This window comes from Bradyrhizobium quebecense, assembly GCF_013373795.3.
Classification (GTDB): domain Bacteria; phylum Pseudomonadota; class Alphaproteobacteria; order Rhizobiales; family Xanthobacteraceae; genus Bradyrhizobium; species Bradyrhizobium quebecense.
In genome coordinates this window covers 684,685-703,351 of the sequence record NZ_CP088022.1, presented here as the reverse complement: position 1 = coordinate 703,351, position 18,667 = coordinate 684,685, and the positions used below count along the sequence as shown (strand labels likewise).

16 protein-coding genes and 1 tRNA gene are annotated in these 18,667 nt (G+C 61.0%); 8 read left to right on the top strand and 9 right to left on the bottom strand.

Annotated features, from left to right (window positions below):
- Positions 1–170: 170 nt before the first annotated feature.
- Positions 171–2,399, top strand: coding sequence for a hypothetical protein (locus tag HU230_RS03495; RefSeq protein ID WP_176532906.1), 2,229 nt, complete (start codon positions 171–173; stop codon positions 2,397–2,399).
- Positions 2,400–2,401: 2 nt separating this feature from the next.
- A complete protein-coding gene (locus tag HU230_RS03490; protein ID WP_176532907.1) occupies positions 2,402–5,017 on the top strand; it encodes a carboxypeptidase-like regulatory domain-containing protein in 2,616 nt (871 codons plus the stop codon).
- Positions 5,018–5,472: 455 nt separating this feature from the next.
- Here HU230_RS03490 and HU230_RS03485 read toward each other — a convergent pair whose 3' ends face one another.
- From HU230_RS03485 to HU230_RS03475, 3 genes are all read right to left on the bottom strand, one after another.
- The gene (locus HU230_RS03485; protein WP_176532908.1) at positions 5,473–5,643 is read right to left on the bottom strand and encodes a hypothetical protein; all 171 of its coding nucleotides are present in this window, start codon (positions 5,641–5,643) and stop codon (positions 5,473–5,475) included.
- 1,057 nt (positions 5,644–6,700) lie between these two features.
- A complete protein-coding gene (locus tag HU230_RS03480; protein ID WP_176532909.1) occupies positions 6,701–7,054 on the bottom strand; it encodes a hypothetical protein in 354 nt (117 codons plus the stop codon).
- Positions 7,055–7,320: 266 nt separating this feature from the next.
- Positions 7,321–7,395 (bottom strand) — tRNA-Gln (locus HU230_RS03475).
- 220 nt (positions 7,396–7,615) lie between these two features.
- On the opposite strand from HU230_RS03475, the gene HU230_RS03470 reads away from it, so the two are divergent.
- The gene (locus HU230_RS03470) at positions 7,616–9,394 is read left to right on the top strand and encodes an acyl-CoA dehydrogenase family protein (protein ID WP_176532910.1); all 1,779 of its coding nucleotides are present in this window, start codon (positions 7,616–7,618) and stop codon (positions 9,392–9,394) included.
- Between the two features lie 507 nt (positions 9,395–9,901).
- On the opposite strand, the gene HU230_RS03465 is transcribed toward HU230_RS03470, so the two are convergent.
- Positions 9,902–10,153 (bottom strand): hypothetical protein, encoded by a 252-nt coding sequence (locus HU230_RS03465; RefSeq protein ID WP_176532911.1) that lies wholly within the window; start codon positions 10,151–10,153, stop codon positions 9,902–9,904.
- Between the two features lie 38 nt (positions 10,154–10,191).
- A complete protein-coding gene (gene rpsU, locus HU230_RS03460; protein WP_092124744.1) occupies positions 10,192–10,488 on the bottom strand; it encodes a 30S ribosomal protein S21 in 297 nt (98 codons plus the stop codon).
- Between the two features lie 496 nt (positions 10,489–10,984).
- On the opposite strand from rpsU, the gene HU230_RS03455 reads away from it, so the two are divergent.
- Positions 10,985–11,218: a DUF6894 family protein gene (locus HU230_RS03455; protein ID WP_176532912.1), complete on the top strand. Its 234-nt coding sequence runs from the start codon at positions 10,985–10,987 to the stop codon at positions 11,216–11,218.
- 98 nt (positions 11,219–11,316) lie between these two features.
- Here HU230_RS03455 and HU230_RS03450 read toward each other — a convergent pair whose 3' ends face one another.
- The 4 genes from HU230_RS03450 to HU230_RS03435 form a co-directional block, all read right to left on the bottom strand.
- Entirely contained in the window at positions 11,317–12,363 is a 1,047-nt protein-coding gene (locus HU230_RS03450) for a lytic transglycosylase domain-containing protein (protein ID WP_176532913.1), read from the bottom strand.
- A gap of 869 nt (positions 12,364–13,232) precedes the next feature.
- Positions 13,233–13,925, bottom strand: a complete 693-nt coding sequence (locus tag HU230_RS03445; RefSeq protein ID WP_176532914.1) for a VOC family protein — start codon at positions 13,923–13,925, stop codon at positions 13,233–13,235.
- 41 nt (positions 13,926–13,966) lie between these two features.
- Positions 13,967–14,368 (bottom strand): nuclear transport factor 2 family protein, encoded by a 402-nt coding sequence (locus tag HU230_RS03440; RefSeq protein WP_176532915.1) that lies wholly within the window; start codon positions 14,366–14,368, stop codon positions 13,967–13,969.
- A 35-nt stretch (positions 14,369–14,403) separates the two neighbouring features.
- The gene (locus tag HU230_RS03435; protein WP_210284281.1) at positions 14,404–15,078 is read right to left on the bottom strand and encodes a hypothetical protein; all 675 of its coding nucleotides are present in this window, start codon (positions 15,076–15,078) and stop codon (positions 14,404–14,406) included.
- A gap of 186 nt (positions 15,079–15,264) precedes the next feature.
- Between HU230_RS03435 and HU230_RS03430 the strand changes: the two genes are divergently transcribed.
- The 4 genes from HU230_RS03430 to HU230_RS03415 all read left to right on the top strand — a co-directional run bounded on the left by HU230_RS03430 (position 15,265) and on the right by HU230_RS03415 (position 18,591).
- Entirely contained in the window at positions 15,265–16,155 is an 891-nt protein-coding gene (locus tag HU230_RS03430) for a LysR substrate-binding domain-containing protein (protein WP_176532916.1), read from the top strand.
- Positions 16,156–16,180: 25 nt separating this feature from the next.
- The gene (locus HU230_RS03425; protein WP_176532917.1) at positions 16,181–16,744 is read left to right on the top strand and encodes a DinB family protein; all 564 of its coding nucleotides are present in this window, start codon (positions 16,181–16,183) and stop codon (positions 16,742–16,744) included.
- Between the two features lie 116 nt (positions 16,745–16,860).
- Entirely contained in the window at positions 16,861–17,589 is a 729-nt protein-coding gene (locus HU230_RS03420) for an alpha/beta fold hydrolase (protein WP_176532918.1), read from the top strand.
- 240 nt (positions 17,590–17,829) lie between these two features.
- A complete protein-coding gene (locus tag HU230_RS03415) occupies positions 17,830–18,591 on the top strand; it encodes a crotonase/enoyl-CoA hydratase family protein (RefSeq protein WP_176532919.1) in 762 nt (253 codons plus the stop codon).
- Positions 18,592–18,667: the final 76 nt, after the last annotated feature.

Genomic DNA, 18,667 nt, shown 5'->3' with positions numbered 1-18,667 from the left:
CATGTCATTTCAATCGCTCGTAGGTTGCGGCCAGATCTCTCTGATGGCCGGGGGTGTGTCAAGTCCCTTGTCACGTTTGTAGCGTCGGCTTAAACACATAAAAGATGTTCAATAAGGCCGACCGATGGCATTCGCTTCCGGTTAGCTTGGTGTCTCCAGGGTTGGGGAAGATGAAGCGTTCGAACACGATCGGGATCGTCACCCTTGTGGTGGCTGTGGCCCTTGTGGGCGCCGTTGGATTCCCCATTGCAAAGCATCAATGGTTGCGCATCAAAAATGTGATTACGGGCATCCACGATGTGCAAATTGAGCAGGGCGCCAGGATCGAAGGAATCTCCAAGGAACTCGCTGCAGTTAAAGCACAACTCGCTCCAGCTAAAGCACAATCGGAGAAGGCCGGTAGTCTCGCAAATGATCTGGCAGCGCTACAATTTCGCTTCGAGCGTTTGGCTGCAAGCGAAAAGCTTTCCGTAGCGAACTCCCAAAGTGCAGCGAAGTCGCAAAGTGGTGCCAACGAAAGGTTGGCTTTCCTAGATCCCGTCGATCTGTATCAAAAGGCCGGCCTTGTAGAAGTGTATGGTGGTGTCTTTACCCAACGCCGTATTGGTCCGATTCGTGTTGATGCTGCAATCCTGACCTCCGAGCAGCAAGTTGCGCGCCTGATTTGGTCTCCCGATCGTTCGGAGCCGGCAGATGTTGATCAAATCAATGTCGAACTGTCGAGCGATACGCTCGACGCGGGACAGATCTCGATTGCAGTGGCACTCGACGATCATCGTGTCTTTGTGTGGCAATCTCGATTGGGGGATGACAGGCTTTCGCAAGCCGCGCCCGCAGGCGGCAATGAGCCGGAAGGTGTCGATGCGAGTATCGCGAATGGGACACACCTATCGCTGACTGAGACCGCACACCATAGTCTGGTTGGATCGGTTCCGCGCGAACTTCACGATGCACTATTGAGTAGCGGGCAGGATCATCACATTCGTCGTTGGATCCTGACTATTGAGGGAATGACGAATACCGCTTTTGCGGTTCGCGCCATAACGTTCACGAAGAGTGGAACAATCTCTGATCCATCCGAAGCGGCAAGTATTTATGGCCGGATAACCGGGGCGGCACCTGAACCTGGATCGTCACTGGAGCTGGTGTTTGAGGATGGCCGCCGACGCCATGTTGAGCTTTCGCTCGACAATGGCTTTGGAGTTACGGACTTGCCACCAAACCAGCCCGTCTCGCTCCGATTTCGTTTAAGAGGAGTTGAGTATTATGCGAGCTCCGGGCGTTGGCTTTTCCCGGTAGGCCAAATCCATGTCACGATCCCCGTGGGACCAGAATTCCCCAATCCAGCGCACTTGCCTCCCAATCCAAAGGCGGTCAAGCTTGAGGGGGGCTTTGCTACGGTCGAAGGCGTCCCCAGCTATTATCGATACGCGCCGCATCGCGTTACGAGCTGGCCCGGCGGAGGTTCTGTCCAGGAATTTGCCGGGATCAGTTTCGCCAACAATTTCGGGCAACTGGATCGAGACCGAGTATCTGAAAACAGAGATCGCTGTTTGCGTATCTTTGTTGTTGGCGGAAGCGGTCTCGTTTCACTGCAGGTCAAACCTGGTGAAAAATTCAATCTCGTTGCCGAGTCAGAGCTAGGCATCAAGATGGGGCGCTGTGTCGAAGTAATCTCGGCGGGGCGAGACAACGGAAATCTTGGCGCAAACTACAGAGCCATACGCGACTACGGCATGAGATTCGATCCCGACATCATCGTGTTCGAGCACAATGCCGCCTACGCGCTACAGTTGAACGCCGCTCTCATAAAGAAAAGTCTCGGCTATAATTACGAACATAGCCCGCTCGACAACTTTTATTTTGAAAAGGGAGGCCAACTTACATTCCGGAATTGGGACGCGGTGTGGGCGCTCGATGCGGTCGCGCCTGATCCAAGCCCGCTGCTCCCGGGTCTACCTATGTACCAAGCGTTCTCGATTCCACGCGAAGACTTTATTCCGGAGGCAAAGGCATCATTCGATCTGCTGCTGGCGATCATCAAGAAATTGAAAAGTGATTTCCCGCGGACCCATATTGCGATGTTAACAGCTCTTGACCAGGCAAACTGTCGCAAATCCACGACATGCGCCAGCAAGATAACCCTGCCGGATCAGCGAACCGTTCCCATGGGCATTGAGCAGGAGTTGCAGAATTTTTCAGCACTCTGCAAGGAGGCTGGAATCAGCTGCATTCAGGCACCCACCCCTGACGGCTCGGTTGCAGGACATGAACCGCTCCAATATGCGGACGATGCGCATTTCTCTGTCCATGGACACCAATGGCTGGGACGTCTGCTCGCCAACGGCCTTGAGACGATCGTGCGCGACGAAGGGCTGGCGGGAAGCAAGAGGTTTTGAACGTGCGATTTCTGATTCTGTGCGTGATCCTGTGCACGAGCCTTTGCGGCTCAGCTGACGCAGCGAGCTCTGATCTTCGCCGGTTGCCGTTTCCCTTCGGTCAGATGGTCACCATCTCCAGCGACGCCGACTACGAGGCGCCATGGCACGAGGCAGCCATTCACAGGTTCCTTAACGAAGATCTGGGACTACCTATTTCCGATAGTGTCTGGGTGAGCAGCTCCAGCGGACTACCCGATGTGGGAGCCTTTTTCGACTCTTTCAGCGGATTGAACAGACAGCCTTCATTGGTTGACAACCTGCCGGTATTCGAACTGCTTACTCGAGAATGGCACCGGGGCAATATCGATCATCTGCATTCATGGTCGGATGATATGGTGCCTCAGTATAAAGCAGCATTTCCCGAGCCGGTGAAACTCTCGCGCAGTTCGACCGAGGTTTCGCCCCCCGATGCTCCGTGGTTGAAGAGCTTCGAACATCGCCGAGGGTATCAGCAACTTCGGCTTCTGCTGGATGGAACGGCGCCGCAGGATCTGACCATTGAAGTCCGCTTTGCTGACGGCTCCTCATCAAGCTATACCAATAACGTCATCAGAAGCATGGAGAGCGACGGCGACGCCAAGACGCAGACGCCTCGCACCATAACGCTGGTTTTGAATGAAGAATGGCCTCTTGGTTCGCGGATCAACGACGTCTCCGCACCGTTACCGGCCGTAACCGCGCTGCTTCTGCGCGCTCCCTCTTGCACCACCGGATGCGATACCAGGATTACTGGAATCGAGAGGGACAATTTCAGCCGCTATTCGGTCTTGGCGCAAATTCCATTTCTTGAATACATGAACATAAGACCATCAATAGCCACTGGACACGGCGGGGTCACGTACCATCCAGACTTTGAAGGTCCCGGACCACACTACCACCGCGGCGACCTTCTCGATCAGGGGCCGGGGAAAGATGTCGTGCGCCGCGACATGGAAGGATTGGCCGCCAGAAAAGGAAGCGACGCCTATCACGCGGACATCCTGAAAAAATTGGGGATTCGCAGTGTCACGGCGATCTACAACCCTCCCCATCAGGAAACCGTCAATTTTGCTTCGCAAATTCCTGCCGCATTCGAAAGCTTCGCCGGGTTCTACGCGCTTGTAAAAACACATGGCGATTTCGGCGCTTTAGGCAGCCCCCTCTCGGATGTTCCGAAGATGCTGGCCGAACTCGACCCCGCTATGGCTGACTTCGACGCGCAGCGTTTTTTGTGTCGCGAAAATGTCTACTGCCGGCAAGCAGACCAGGGATCAACGAGCGGCGGGCTCATTGCGTTGAGCTTGGCCCTGGTCAGTAAGGGTCGTACAGTCGAGCACAATTGGTATACCCATTTCGGAACCACGCGCTTCGATCCGACATTCCACGCAACGACGGAGTCACCTTTCGGTCCGGCGACCATGGCCGCTTTCGCAGAGCTCTCAATGCACTACTACGATCCCACCGCAAATCACCCGTTCGGACAGCGGGTCTGGGTTCCAGCGGCAGGCGTATGGGCAAACTACAATATTCTTCGCACCGGCATCGGTGACCATCTTACCGTCGATCCGCACACGTCTGCCGTTCAAATTAGATCATATTTTGACCCGGTACTTGGAACCGTTTTTCCTGATCGTGCTGCGAGCACGCGCGACCTGAACGGACTTACTGTTTTTGTGAAAGATTCCGGCGCCGCCACGGTGTCCATCGATGGCGAACCGATTACTTCTTTCGTCCGCAATCCAGCCGACGAGTCAGGGCGCCAATCGATCACCGTCGTAGACGACAATACGCCAACAATTATTCTGGGAAAGGTAGCGCCGGAGCATTCTGCTCGCATCTCCTCGACTGGGGGACAATACGAATGGATCTCGGGGCAAGAATCTTCCGGACCCTCCGCATTTGCCAAATTAATTGCGCAATCAAACGTCGCCTCGGTTAGCTTTGGCATGAACTCGCTGTCGGTGTTTAACGCCACGCATATTGCGTTTTCCTACCGCATACGAAGGGATGACGGGGCCGCTCCATCAGGCCACGCCTCGATTGTTTTTAAGCGTGCGGACGCAACACATGTGGAGTTTACCGACGTTATTCCGCCTGCACTGGCACCCGGCAATTCCTATGCAATATTTGATCAGCACAATTCTGGCCAGCAATGGCAGTCGACGACGATTCCTCAGCATAGCTTGCGATGGTCTGAGGATTGGGTTGGACGGCGCCTACCCCTTGTTCTCGGAAGAATCGAAAGCGTCGAGGTTCAATTGAAGGATGCTCGCCCCGGCGACATTTTGGAAGTTGGCGACTTGAAGACACTTCGACCCAGCGCGAACGGAGTTTCCCGGAACCAAACCGTCGTGGCCGCTGGTCGTGTGACGGGACTTGCCGGCAAGGCAGCTGCTGGAGTGACCGTCACTGGGGATTTTGATGGTTTAAAAAGACAAACGGTTACCGACGCTGCGGGTTTTTACGTTTTTAGCGGCGTCAAACGGGGTTCAATAGCGGCCATAAAGGCGGGATCTTGCGCTCCAACGCGCGGCGATCTTATAGAGTTAGAAATGAACGAGGTAGAAATCGATATAGATCTCCGGCCATTTTGTTAGCTGGGCTTCTCATTTTGTCACCCTTATCGGTTCAACGCCGATTCACACTCAGCCAGCTCACGCGGCTCATCAACGATCTCGTTGACTGTGGCCATTGCAATCGTGGCCATGGCACACTCACCCGGAGGACACCGGAAAAATTGGCAAACGGCACAGGCGATTTGACAAGGCGACGACCTCCAAGAAGGCACAGTATCTGCGAAGCAGTGCCGACATCAAACCCTGCTAGCCGTCAGCCGCAGCGACCTCAGCCCTGTCCCTTTGTCTCTCCAAAATCGGACATGCCACTCAAGAGTTCGAGAAGTGATCCTGACAGGTCGAGGGCATCCATCGCACTCACCTTCCTTCCCGGTCTAGATGGTGCCGATTAGGTTCAGATTGCTTAATTAATCAAAGACAGTTGATTGCCCTGAGGTTCGGCGCTTCCGACCCCTCTTGGGGCTTCGGCTCAGCTGTTACCACCAGAAGCTTTGAAGCTTCTGAACGAACCCGTACAACGTTGCGTTCTCGTGCGGTTCGCAGTAGCGCTCGCTGTTCTCGCTATGGCCGCCGTGTCCAAGCAGATCGGCGCGATCCTCCTCCGTCACCAATTTCTTCTTGAGTCGCGCACCGAACGGATGCCGCATCCCATGAGCCCCCAAACTTTCCTCCGTCGCGCGGACGGATACGGTCACCCAGCGGTGATGCACGCGAGTAAAGATCAGGGAATAGCAGCTTGTGGCCGAGCACCTTAATCGCCTCGACGTAGGCGGCTAAATTCAGCCGGAGCACCTCCGCATGCAAGGGGACGTTCCGCTGCGACTGAGGGATCTGATTCGCCTCCGTTCGTTCTTCTCAATATGGAGATAGGGAATTTCGCCATTGTCGAGGATGACGTCATCCACCATCAACCCGCACAATTCTTCGCGGCGACAGCGGGTGTAGTAGATGAGGATCGGTACGAAGTAGTGAGCGCAATGAAAGATCTGGTTCAGTCCGTCAGGACCCGGCTCTGCCAACGCGTTCCAACCTGCACAACTGTGAAATGGAGATGTGCCGAAGATCGCCGCAGCCTGGTCAAGCGGCAACTTGGCCCTCTCGTCCCGTGCGCGCTTCTTCTTATCCTTTGACCGAAGCGCAACGAGTTCGATCTCGGCGAGTGCGTCAATCCCGCGCGCAACTGCGTGCCGGAAGATCTGAGCAAGGAATGTAAGGTGACGATTGAGCGTGTCGCCGGCGATCCCACGATCCTTCGGATTGCGCTGCAGAGCGATAGCGCGCAGCTCGGCGATAGTCCGATCATATTATCGTTCCCCGACTTGCCGTAAGTACCTGTAGACCTCTGGACGCATGAAATCGACGCCTGCCGTTGGGTCTTGTCATCCCAATGGTCGTCTCTGGCATTATGCAGGATGACATCATCTGCGAACTTCGAGAGATCGGTCATCGGAACGGACTGGGGGAGACGGCTCGCAGCCTTTGGTGGATCGCTGTGGCGGACATGGCTGTCCGCCTCGGATGGCAAGACCTGCTGCCGTGGATCGCTTTTCGACAGAAGTATGCGATCCACGAAGCCTTCATCCTCGACGCGATCACCCCCATAGCGTCGGTCGATTTCGGCCAAGGCGAGCTTCATTCCGCGGAAGTACGTCCCTCGCGCAACGTCGATGTTCATAGCGGTCGGGCTAGCATCAATCGTCTCGATCAGGTGCTGAGGATATGGCGATTCGTCGGAACCAGATCATTCGTTCGGAGCATGGCCAAATGATTCTGCACGGCCTCGATATCCGCGTCAGAGAGGCCGTCAGCCCCCATCCGGATCCGATCCTCCGCTCGTACAACCGCCGTAGAGCCCTGCGCGTCCAACAGGGCGTAGGTCCAAAACGCCCGCTTGTCGTCCATCGGCGCCCGTTCCGGGTCGAACCCGCGTGCGCATTTTGCGGCAAGTGCAACGCGCCCCAGCTTCGCCAGATGTCGGCTGACGACGCCCTGCAGCATTGTCTCAATTTGGGACGGGGGCAGGTGCAGGTTGGCGCCTTCGGCGAGCATCGCGGGCATGTTCCAGGATCAGGTCAAGCTGAACAGCCAGCCGACGCGCCACCACGCAGCTTGTCGTTCTCAGGCTCAGAAAAGATGCGGACGGTTCAGGAAATTGGCAAGCGCGCGCGGCGGTCGTCGCCGCCAGCAATACACGGCGTCACGGCGAAAGATGCGGACAGCCATCACGAAATACACCCCTGTGCGGCAGTCAGGTGTCGCAGAGCTGTGCAGCAACTCCCTAGCTAGGCCGATTTCGTCAGTATTTTCAGGCCGGTAGGACGACCTGGCTGGGGCGGGAGGGATCGAACCTCCGAATGGCGGAATCAAAATCCGCTGCCTTACCGCTTGGCTACGCCCCAACGCGCCGATCGAAGGCCACGCCGGTCTATAGGGTGAGTCCGGCCTTTTCAACAGGGCGGCGCGCGAAAACGCAGGAAAGCCGCAGGTTGATGCCGGCACCCTTATTATAGGGCGACGCCGCGGTGGCCGAAACAGACCGGGCGATGTCCGCTCGGACAGTTGAGAGGCCACTGGTTTCATGGGAAGACAATTTCCAAACGCCTCGTCGGGAGTAACGCCATGACCTACCGTGCGCCGATCAACGATATCCTGCTGTCCCTCAATCATGGCGCGGGGCTCGCTGCCGCCGTGGCGGCCGGCCACTACGGCGATTTCGACGGCGACATCACGGCTGCCGTCCTGGAAGAAGCCGGCAAGTTCGCCTCCGATGTGCTGGCGCCGCTGAACAAGGTCGGCGACGAGCACGGCATCAAGCTCGACAACGGCAAGGTGACGACTGCGCCCGGCTGGCCCGACGCCTATCAGCGCTGGACCGCCGCGGGATGGAACGCGGTGTCCGGACCGGAAGCATTCGGCGGCCAGGGCCTGCCGCTCGCGATCAACGCCGCCTGCACCGAGATCTGGAGCGCATCGAACGTCGCCTTCGGCCTCTGCCCGCTGCTGACGCTGTCGGCGATCGAGGCGCTCGATGCCCATGGCAGCGCCGAGCTGAAGAAGACCTATCTCGAGAAGCTCGTCACCGGCGAATGGACCGGCACCATGCAGCTCACCGAGCCCAACGCCGGCTCCGACGTCGGCGCGCTGCGCACCCGCGCCGAACGCGCACCCGACGGCACCTACCGCATCAAGGGCACCAAGATCTTCATCACCTATGGCGAGCACGACATGACCGACAACATCGTGCACTTCGTGCTCGCACGATTGCCCGATGCGCCCGCTGGCACCAAGGGCATCTCGCTGTTCCTGGTTCCGAAATTCATGGTCAATGCCGACGGCTCGCTCGGCGAGCGCAACGACATCCATGCCTCCGGCGTCGAGCACAAGCTCGGCATGCACGCCTCGCCGACCTGCACCATGACCATGGGCGACAAGGGCGGCGCGATCGGCTTTCTGATCGGCGAGGAAAACGCGGGCATGCGCTGCATGTTCACGATGATGAACCAGGCCCGCCTCGGCGTCGGCCTCGAGGGCGTCGGCATCGCCGACCGCGCCTATCAGCAGGCCTTAGCCTATGCGCAGGAGCGCCGCCAGGGAAAAGCGATCGGCCACAAGGGCGACGGGATGGATCCGATCATCGTGCATCCCGACGTCAAGCGCATGCTGATGCAGATGCGCAGCATGACGGCGGCGGCGCGCACGATCTGCTACGCCACCGCGGTCGCGCTCGACGTCTCGGTGCGCGCCAAGGACGCCAAGGTGCGCGCGGACGCCGCGGCACGCGGCGCATTGCTGACCCCGATCGCCAAGGCGTTCTCCACCGACATCGGCAACGAGGTCGCCTATCTCGGCGTGCAGGTCCACGGCGGCATGGGCTTCATCGAGGAGACCGGCGCCGCGCAGCATTACCGCGACGCCCGCATCACCTCGATCTATGAAGGCACCAACGGCATCCAGTCGATCGACCTCGTCACCCGCAAGCTCGGCGCCAATGGCGGTGCTTCGGTGTGGGCGCTGCTCGACGAGCTCGCCGCCACCATCAAGCAGGTCGAGACCTCCAACGATCCGGCATTCGGCACCACCGGCACGAAGCTCCGTGACGCCCATGCCGCGCTCGAACGCACCAGCAAATGGCTGCTCGAGCGGCTGGCCTCGGCGCCGAACGAGGCGCTGGCCGGCGCGACGCCTTATTTGCGGCTGTTCGGCGCCACGCTCGGCGGCTGCATGCTTGCCGGCGAGGCGCTGGCCGCCAAGGCGAACGGCGACGCCGAGCCGCAGCGCTACGTCGCACTGGCGCGCTTCTTCGCCGAGAACATCTCGGTGCAGGCGCCGTCGCTGGAGAAGACGGTGACGGAGAGCGCCGAGGCGGTGACCGGCGCGGATGCGGTGCTGGCGGGGTAGGACGCTTTCCGCCACCCTCATCGCAATTGTCGTGCTAGCGAAGGCCGGAACCCAATATCACCGCATTTGATTGTGAACGAGATCGTGGCCCCAGCGTCGCGCTGCAATGCGCATTTGGGGTAATGGGCCCTGGCTTTCGCCAGGACGACAGTGAATTTGTGGCATTGCCCACATCCTCGATCGTCGTCCCTGCGAAAGCACGGACCCATACTCTGCGGCGGAGGTTGCAGGCGGGACTCATCGTTGTCGTCCTGGCGAAGGCCGGGACGACAAGTGAATGTGTGGCGCGGCCGCGGAGCGATGGACTCGCGTTCTCGCGACATGAATCGTCCGAGCCTTGCACTTCTGTTAATGCGAAATATTTTTGCCGCGCGGGCTTGCGCCGTCGGGCAAATCAGAGATTGGGCTTCCGCGATCCCGTCGGCACCGACCAGGGACTCCCGTCGCCTGCCAACCGGTTTCGCAGTCAGGGCAAAAAGCCGCACGACCCGCCGCACGACCGTTTCGTCAACGATCCTGGCGAGACGAGCGAAACTCCCTGGGACCGTCCAGCAGATCATGCTTGCGGGCAGACTGATCGATCAGGCTGGCCGAATGATCTGCCATTGCGTTGATGGCCGTGCCGGCGAGGTTCTGCGCACGCTGCCGTCGCACCTCGTCCTTCGATCGAACATCCCGGTCTTCGGCTCGCCGACGACAGAGTTCGTCAGAGATGCGTTCCTGGAGACATCCATTGCCTCGATAAGGTCGCTGCTTCATCTTGCACGCTCCCTCCAACAGGATTGCGGTACGGAGGACTAACTCTCTCGGGGGCCGCTGGTTCGCGGTGCCAATTGACTGAGTGCCGGGAATTTCGGCGCCAGCAATCTGGGCTTCTTCGGCGGAGCCGCAATCAATCCGTCCCGTATCGCCTGCTTGCGGGCAAGCTTGCGAGCTCGCCGCGCGGCCTCGGCTTTCTCCCGAATCTTTCTTTCCGAAGGCTTTTCGAACGAGCGGCGCCGCTTCATCTCTCTGAAGACGCCTTCGCGCTGCATCTTCTTCTTTAGAACGCGCAGTGCCTGGTCGATATTGTTGTCCCTGACAAGAACCTGCAACGGATCACCTCTCGCGGTAGAAGACACGTCAAGCCCACAAATACGAATGCCCGCTCTATCGGTGACAGAGCGGGCCGCACTGCCATTCCAGTACATCCGTGAAACGGCAGCCGATCAACAAGGTGACGAAAGCTTCAGCCGCAGTGCTGATAGCACTGCGCCTTCCCTTTCATCCGACGATGTCTTTGAAAAAGGGTCCCCTGGGACCGATCTACAAGGCTCAAGGCCAGTCGATACAATACAAGTATACACTTATCTCAGCTATGCAAGGCACAATTGCCAGTTCCGGGATTTATCTCTCGCGCTGCAAGCGTTCGAGATCGTAGCCGGAAGACGGTAGCGGGCCCGAGCGAGCGCGTGAGCGGTTCCTTGAATCGATATCATTGTTGAGTAGCAAATTCGGACCCGCTGACGCAGAGTGCGGCGCTGCCGGGTGAATTCAGCGCGCCGGCACTCGAGAGCCTGGGCAGCTCCCACCGCAAAGAGGGAGCCGCAATTGGCAACCCGCTATTATTTCGACATCCGCAACGGCGAGGAACTCTATGCCGACAGGCAGGGTATCGAGCTGCGCGACGAGGAGACTGCTGCCCACGAAGCGATGCAGTCATTGCTCAGCATGGCGAAAGACAACCCGCCGTTGGACAAACACAGTTTGTTGGCGTTCGAGATCCGCACGGACCAAGGGCCGCTGTTTCAGGTCAGTCTCAACCGGGGCATAACGCGGCACTAGGGGCGTCGGCGCGCAACCGAACGTCAAGAATCCGGCCGGCGAAGGCGCCAGGCGATGGCTACGGCTCGTGATCCAAAACTGGCGCGGAGATGCACCAGCTAGTTTCGAAAGACGAGGCAGCGCCCGCCGATTGCCTCCAGCCGCGCGCAGAGCTGGTTGGCTCGTTCGCGCGTCGTCTCGGCAACCCGGAGCAGATACCAGGTTGCCGAGCCAGGCCCGGCCATACGCGCTCTCAGAACAAGCGGCGCGCGATCGCCGAGCACGGATGCAAATCGCTTCTGAAGCTGCTGGTAATCGGCGAGGACCCTGGATTGCGACGGACCGCCGGCCAATTGGAGTCCCCAAGGTCCCCACGCCGCCTGCTGTGCAATTGCCACGGCCTCTCTCGGGGCCGCGGGCAGCGCCCTGATGAGCATACCGCGCACGATGTCACCGCAGGCCATGGCAGCGTCGGTGTGGACTCGGTCCTCTACCGAGCCCTGCGCCCATTCCTCGGCAGACTTACCGGTAATGATCCTGACATAGGCGCGTGTTTCGCCCGGCAGATTCCCACGTCCCGCCAACCAATCCTGAACGCGCCGCGGGCCACCATTATAGGCAGCCGCCGCAAGGCCAAGATTGCCGAATTGCGCGCGCAGCTCGCGAAGCCAGCGGGCGGATTCCTGCAAGGCAGGCAGTGGCTCGAACGGGTCAGCCAGGCCGCGCCAGCGCGCGGTGCCGGGCATGAATTGGGCAATGCCCTGGGCACCGGCCGGACTGACCGAACCGGGATCGAAATTGCTTTCCTGCCAGATCAGCCGGACGAAGAAATCCGGCGGCAAGCCGTTCTCCAATGCGGCCTGCTCCAACGCCTTGCAGTATTGTTGCGGCCCGTCGAGCTTCGAAGGCGGTGGCGCCGGCGACGGAACGGATGAGGATTGATGGTCCGACGCCGCCCGGTCGGCCTGACCATTGTGCTCTCCGATGTTCGTATTCGGACGAGATGTTTCCGTTTGCGCTGGCCCTCCGTCTTGCGCGGCCGGCGTCACGGCTGGGTCGCCGACGGGTTCGGCGCTTGCCAAGCGGACGAACAGCAGAAGGCAGACCGAGCCGATCGCCGCTCGTGGAAATCGATGAACCAGCTGCGGCCTGAAAATCGACTGCATGAAAGCGATCATCAAAGGGAGTATCTGTTCATTCAATCATAGCATCAGCACCGCCTGGCAGGCAGAAATCTGGGATGCGGACCTCGTCGGGGTTGTCTTGACGTAAATCCGGAACATTTTTGGCGGGTAGATGGAACAAACGGAGCTATGCTCGCCTTGTGAGTTCGCGCAATTCCGCGCAGGAGGAATATCTCGGTGAGATATGTTCAGTGGATTATTGCAGGGGTGTCGTTATTGATTTTGGCGTTTGTCAGCCCTGCGTCCGCGAGGTTGGGAATAGCGCCGATTGCGGCCCAGGACGCAGCCGTCATTCAGGTAAGGGGCGGCCATGGACACGGCCACGGACATGGCGGTTGGCACGGCAATCGCGGTCATCACTACGGATGGTACCGCGGCCGGGGCAACTGGAAGCACCGTCACTGAAGCTGTCGGGGAGTTGCGACCAAGGGGCCAAATCTTGAAGTCGCCGGGTAGACCGGCGACTTCAATGCAGGCTTGATCCTCTACTTGCGCTTGTCGTTCATGCGATCGCCCGGGGTAAATTCAGACGCGCCCTTTGCCCGGCCTACCGTGCCTTTGTCATGCATACGATCCCCGGGGCTGTATTCAGACGCGCCGGGCCCGGTGCTGCTCTTCGAATTCTGCATCTCATGGCCCGGGCTGGACTGCGAAGCGCCCGGAGATGCCGTTCCGCCGCCGCTCTTCGACGTCTGCGCCACAGCGAATGAGGCTGTGCCAAGCAGCAATGCAGTTGCGACTGCAATTGCCTTTGTCATTGCGGTTCCCTCTCTTGGAAGCCCCTTTCACCCAACAGCGGAAGAAGCCGGTTCGTTCCGCCGCGTCGCCCCAGGGGTCGGATCCATTGACGCCTAGTGGTCGGACAGGCTGCCGACGATCGATGCGCGGCGGGAAAGTTCGATCCAGTTGCCGTCTGGATCGAGGATCATGGAAATCCGCGCGACCTCGCCAAGCGTCACCGGCGCGAGGCCCTCGCGTACGCCCTTGGCGCGCAGCCCGTCGTGCACGGCGTCGATATCGGCGACTTGCAGCGTGATGTAGCGCCAGCCGCGCGCGCCCCGAACCGGATCGACGGTCGCGGCACGATCTTCCCTGAGCAGGATCAGGCTCTCGCCGAGGCGAAATGCCGGACCGCCCGACCAGGATTGCTCGGCGAAGCCGAGAATATCGCCGTAGAATTCGCGATGCGCGGCGAGGTCGCGCACGGCCATGGAAACGGCAATCTGGGTGATGCCGTCATGTCCGGGCGCCACCAGGCAAACGCTGTTGCCGTCGGGATCGGCCATGCGCTGCGGCGCTCCAACGCCGTCTCGCGCAACGATCAGCTCGCGATAGCCGCTCGGTGCCGCATCCGGCAGCGGCTCGACATGATGGTTGAGCTTGATGACCGAACCATGCGCGTCGTGCCGGTACTGCTTCTGTCCGCGCCGGATCGGCAACATGTGGTCGAAGCGAACGCCGGCGTCCTGCTGCCAGAACCGCAGCATCGGCTCCAGATTGTTGGTGGAAAGGCCGACGTCGATCACGTTCTTTGCGAGTTGCATGTCCGGTCTCCCCAGCCGCCGTGCGCGCTCGCTGGGCCGGCTCAGCCGGGAAAGCGATCGCCGAACATCGGCAGTCCGCTGCGCGACTGTTCGCGCGTCGCCTCATACTGGATGACGTCCCAGTGCTCGGCGAGCACGTCACCCTCCATGCGCACGATGTCGGCGACGACCCATGCCGCCGGCAGACCATGACCGCTGAACCGGCCGTGCAGAATGACGAAATCGCCGCGCGCCGCGCCGACATGGTTCTCATAGCGCAGCGTCGCGGGCAAGCCCTTGACGAGATCGAACAGCCCGTCCCGGCCGGGCGCAATGTGCGCGCTGTGCTGGATGTAGCGCGGCGACCAGAGCCGCTCGGCGGCGGCATAGTCGCGCCTGTTGAACAGGGTATCGAACGCGTCCAGCACGAACTGGACGCGGCGATCTTGGTTCGACGTGTTCATGGCTTCGTTCCCTTGACGATATCAGGGTTACTTGATCAGGGTTGCTTGCGGACCAGCGGGATCTGCAGATTGGTCGGCCGGTTCTGCTCGGTGTCGAAGCCGCGGCCGTCGACATTGCGGGCGCCCCAGAACAGCAGGTCGCCCCTGAGATAGACCAGGTCGTATTCCATGAAGTTGGTGCCTTCCTTCAGCGCAAACGGTGCGAAGGATTTGCCGAAGATGCTCTGCGGCGCGTCGACCGCCCATGGCGCGTAGCGGGCGGAGGCGACCTTGTTGAGCACATCGGCAAAGCCCTGTGCCAGCGGCGTGACCTCGTAGGCCTCGTCGGCGACGAAGTCGACCTTCTGCGCGCTAGGTGCGATCGGATGCACACCCTGCCACTGCATGTGTCCGACGATCCTGATCCGCGCCAGCGGCGCCTTGCCGTACGGATCGGCCGAGTTGACCACCACGAGTTCGAACCGGTCGGAGGACTGATAAATGAAGGCGCGCTTGAGATAGAACGGCTTGATCGAGCCGTCCGGATTCTTGCTCGGCCGGATCTCGGGCGCGATGCTCTCCCAATTTCCGGCGAGTGCCTGCTTGATCGTTGCGACGTCCGCATCCATGGCACTTGCCCTCGTTTGATTGCCGAAAGATTGCGCGGCGGCACCGCCGGGCCCTGTCAGCACCAGCAGCGGCAACAGCAATGCTCCGAGCCTCATCCGCATGCGCAAGCTCCGGCCTGGCTTCGCGCGGCTCCTCTGCCTGCGAGGCAGAGCGCGCACTGGGAATACGCTTCGCTATAGTGAGCGCTGGCCGGCTTGAAAAAGACTTTGTAAGCTGGCCCCATGCCCGCGAGAGATGCCTGTGAGAGATGGCAATGAGACTTGGCAGGCCGTGATTGGGAGATTGCGATGGAGCTCCGGCATCTCCGCTACTTCGTTGCCGTGGCCGATGCCGGCAGCCTGACGGTTGCCGCCGAGCAGAAGCTCCACACCTCGCAGCCCTCGCTCAGCCGGCAGATCCGCGATCTCGAGGAGGAGGTCGGCGTACAACTGTTGAATCGCGGCGCGCAGGGCATCGAGCTGACCGCGGCCGGCAAGGCATTCCTCGACCATGCCCGCATGGCGCTGTTGCAGGCCGAGGCCGCCAAGGAAGCGGCGCTGCGCGCGGCCCAGCCGCCGAAGCCTGTCTTCTCGCTCGGCTTCCTGTCGGGCGCCGAAATCGATCTGCTGCCCGAGGTGACCCGCGTGTTGCGGGAGGAATTTCCCGGCATCGACATCCGCCTGTCGAGCGACTACTCGCCCTTGCTCGCCAAGGCCCTGATGCGGCGCAAGCTCGATGCGGCCTTTATCCGCGCCGACGAGAGCATGGAGGATCTGGCGTACAAGCGCGTGCGCACCGATCCGCTGGTGTTCGTGTTTCCGAGCAACCATCGGCTGGCGGCGCAGTCAGCCGTTGCGCCGGAAGACATCGCGGGCGAGACCTTCTATCTGCCGTCCAAATCCGCGCCGGCGGTGCGCCGCGTCGTGCTGGACTATTTCAACCGCGCCGGCATCGATCCGAGGCCGGAGCACGAGGTGCACAATGTCGTGCACGCGATATCGATGATCACCTCGACGCATGGCGTGATGCTGCTGCCGGCCTACACGGCCCGCTATCTGCCCGACAGCATCACCACCCGGCCGGTGCAGGGCGGGGCGCCGACGCTGGATCTCGTGATCGCCTATCACAAGGCCAACAAATCGCCGATCCTGAAACTGTTACTGTCGCGGGTCGGCCGGCTGGCCACGGCGCCTGCCTGACACAACCAATCCAGTGAGGACCGATATGCCGGCAAGCCTCGTTCAGACTTTTCGCGCCTTTGCTTACAACAACACCTGGGCCAATCATCGCCTGCTCGCAGCATGCGGCAGTCTCGGCCAGACGGAGTTCGCCGCCGCGCGGACCGGATTCTTCCCGAGCCTGCAGGCGACGCTGAACCACATCCATGTCATCGATCTGTTCTACGTCGACGCGCTCGAAGGTGGCTGGCTCGGGCCGAAGGCGTGGGCGAACGAGGTGCCCTACCCGGCGGTCGCGGCGCTGCAAGCAGCGCAAGGCGCGATCGACCAGCGCCTGATCGCCCACTGCGATGCGCTGACGCCTGAACGGCTCGATGAGGTGGTCAAGGTCAATCGCGACAGCTCGGTGCAGACCGAGCGGCGCGACCGCCTTCTGATGCATTTGTTTCAGCACCAGATCCATCATCGCGGCCAAGCCCATGCGATGCTCTCCGAGACCACGGTCAAACCGCCGCAGCTCGACGAATTCTTCGCCGCCGGCGAGGCGCCGCTCCGGGCGGCCGAGTTCAAGGACCTTGGCTGGAGCGAAGCCACCGTCTGGGGCGGCTGAACGCCAGGTTGCGCACGCGATCGGGCGGCGATGCGGATCGGTTCCCGATCCGGAACAAGGTCTTGAATCCCGGCGCCTCCGCGCTCACCTCAGGTGAAACGTGGGGAACTCCAGACATGCCATTCGCCAATCATCGGGGCCAGCGCATCCATTACACCGTTGAAGGGTCCGGGCCGCTGATCGTGCTACAGCACGGCCTGCTGCTCAACGCCGCCAGCTGGAAGCAGTGCGGCGTGGTCGACGCGCTCGCCGATCGCTTCCGCGTCGTCTGCGTCGATTCGCTCGGACATGGCCTGAGCGACAAGCCCGCCGATCCCGAATTCTACGATCAGGAACAACGTGCCGGCGATATCGTCGCCGTGATCGACGATCTCGGCCACGAGCGCGCCCATGTGGTCGGACATTCGATGGGCGGCTGGGTCGCGGTGGGCGTCGCCCGGTTCTTCCCGACCCGGCTGGCGTCGCTGGCAATCGGCGGCTGGGACTTCCTCACCGGACTGCCGCGCGGCAACGCCGGCCCGCTGACGTATGGCGCCTTCATGACGTTTGCGCGCCGTACCGCGCCGCAGCTCACGGGATGGGTAACGTCCGACCTCGAGGGCGGCGTGCGCGCCTGCTTCGATGCGCTCGGCCAGATCGATGGCGCCAGGGACGCCGTGCTGTCCTCACGCGTGCCGGTACTGCTCTGGAACGGACAGGACGACGCACCGCATGTGCCGATGCAGCGCTTTGCCGCGGAGAACGGCCTTGATGCGATGTCGGTCCCCGGCGATCATCTCGGCGCCCTACTTCATCACGGCGTGGAGGTCGGCCGCGGCATCGGCTCGTTCGTCGGGCGCGGCTGAGCGGAGCACGATGCAGGGTTACATGCGACGGCGCCGGTTCGGCTTGCGAGGCCGGCGCCCTGCAAATCGCGAAATCCGGTTAACTGCATTGCGCCGTTCTCATGCTCGCCCACGGGGAAAAGCAGAGCAGAACACGCTGGAGCCCTTGGGGCTTGCACGGGATCATGTAGGATAGCAGTCACGACCTCCACCGGCGACGCTGCCGGCCGACACTCGGACCGCTTACTCTGGGACTGCTTGATGACCGCGCATGTCATAGTCACCGACGAAGCCGCCACACGCGTGATCCGGCTGCGCAGGCCCGAGAAGAAGAACGCGATCACCCAGGAGATGTTTCGCGCGATCAGCGATGCGATCGACAAGGCGCAGAACAATCCGAAGATCCGCTGCCTGATCATCACCGGCGGCTCCGGCGTGTTCACCGCGGGCAACGACATCGAGGACCTGCTCGCGCAGGGCACCTCGACCGGCGAGACGCCGCCCGCCTCCGGCCTGGTCAAGTTCCTGTATTCGCTGGCCCACAATGTGAAGCCGATCATCGCCGCTGTCGACGGCGTCGCGATGGGCATCGGCACCACGATGCTGTTTCACTGCGACTATGTGCTGGCGAGCAAGGCCGCGCTGTTCTCGACGCCGTTCTCCAATTTCGGCCTGGTGCCGGAAGGCGCCTCCAGCCTGCTGATGCCGCGCATGATGGGCCATCAGCGCGCCTTCGCGATGCTGGTGATGGGCCGCACCATGTCGGCCGACGACGCCCGCGTCGCCGGCTTCGTCAACACCGTGGTGGCGCCGGGGCATGCCGAGGTCGAGGCGCACAAGGTGGCGCGCGAGATCTGCGCGCTGCCGGCCGAGGCGGTGGCGATCTCGCGACGCCTGATCCGGCTGCCGCCCGAGGACGTCACCCGCCGCATCGAGCAGGAGAACCATCTGTTCAGCGAGCGGATGCGCTCCAACGAGGCGGTCAGCGCCTTCAAGGCCTTCATGGCGCGCACGAAGGATTGAAACGAAGCGTCGCAAAATTGTAGTGGCGTCGCGCCGTGATCGTGTGTTCCATGATCGTGCACGCCATGGACAGGTC

Excerpts from the sequence above, each read along its gene's own strand:
- HU230_RS03495 (WP_176532906.1), top strand. The coding sequence starts at position 171 with ATGAAGCGTTCGAACACGATCGGGATCGTCACCCTTGTGGTGGCTGTG.
- HU230_RS03485 (WP_176532908.1), bottom strand. The coding sequence starts at position 5,643 with ATGCGGCATCCGTTCGGTGCGCGACTCAAGAAGAAATTGGTGACGGAG.
- HU230_RS03480 (WP_176532909.1), bottom strand. The coding sequence starts at position 7,054 with ATGCCCGCGATGCTCGCCGAAGGCGCCAACCTGCACCTGCCCCCGTCC.
- HU230_RS03470 (WP_176532910.1), top strand. The coding sequence starts at position 7,616 with ATGACCTACCGTGCGCCGATCAACGATATCCTGCTGTCCCTCAATCAT.
- HU230_RS03465 (WP_176532911.1), bottom strand. The coding sequence starts at position 10,153 with ATGAAGCAGCGACCTTATCGAGGCAATGGATGTCTCCAGGAACGCATC.
- HU230_RS03450 (WP_176532913.1), bottom strand. The coding sequence starts at position 12,363 with ATGCAGTCGATTTTCAGGCCGCAGCTGGTTCATCGATTTCCACGAGCG.
- HU230_RS03445 (WP_176532914.1), bottom strand. The coding sequence starts at position 13,925 with ATGCAACTCGCAAAGAACGTGATCGACGTCGGCCTTTCCACCAACAAT.
- HU230_RS03440 (WP_176532915.1), bottom strand. The coding sequence starts at position 14,368 with ATGAACACGTCGAACCAAGATCGCCGCGTCCAGTTCGTGCTGGACGCG.
- HU230_RS03435 (WP_210284281.1), bottom strand. The coding sequence starts at position 15,078 with ATGCGGATGAGGCTCGGAGCATTGCTGTTGCCGCTGCTGGTGCTGACA.
- HU230_RS03430 (WP_176532916.1), top strand. The coding sequence starts at position 15,265 with ATGGAGCTCCGGCATCTCCGCTACTTCGTTGCCGTGGCCGATGCCGGC.
- HU230_RS03425 (WP_176532917.1), top strand. The coding sequence starts at position 16,181 with ATGCCGGCAAGCCTCGTTCAGACTTTTCGCGCCTTTGCTTACAACAAC.
- HU230_RS03420 (WP_176532918.1), top strand. The coding sequence starts at position 16,861 with ATGCCATTCGCCAATCATCGGGGCCAGCGCATCCATTACACCGTTGAA.
- HU230_RS03415 (WP_176532919.1), top strand. The coding sequence starts at position 17,830 with ATGACCGCGCATGTCATAGTCACCGACGAAGCCGCCACACGCGTGATC.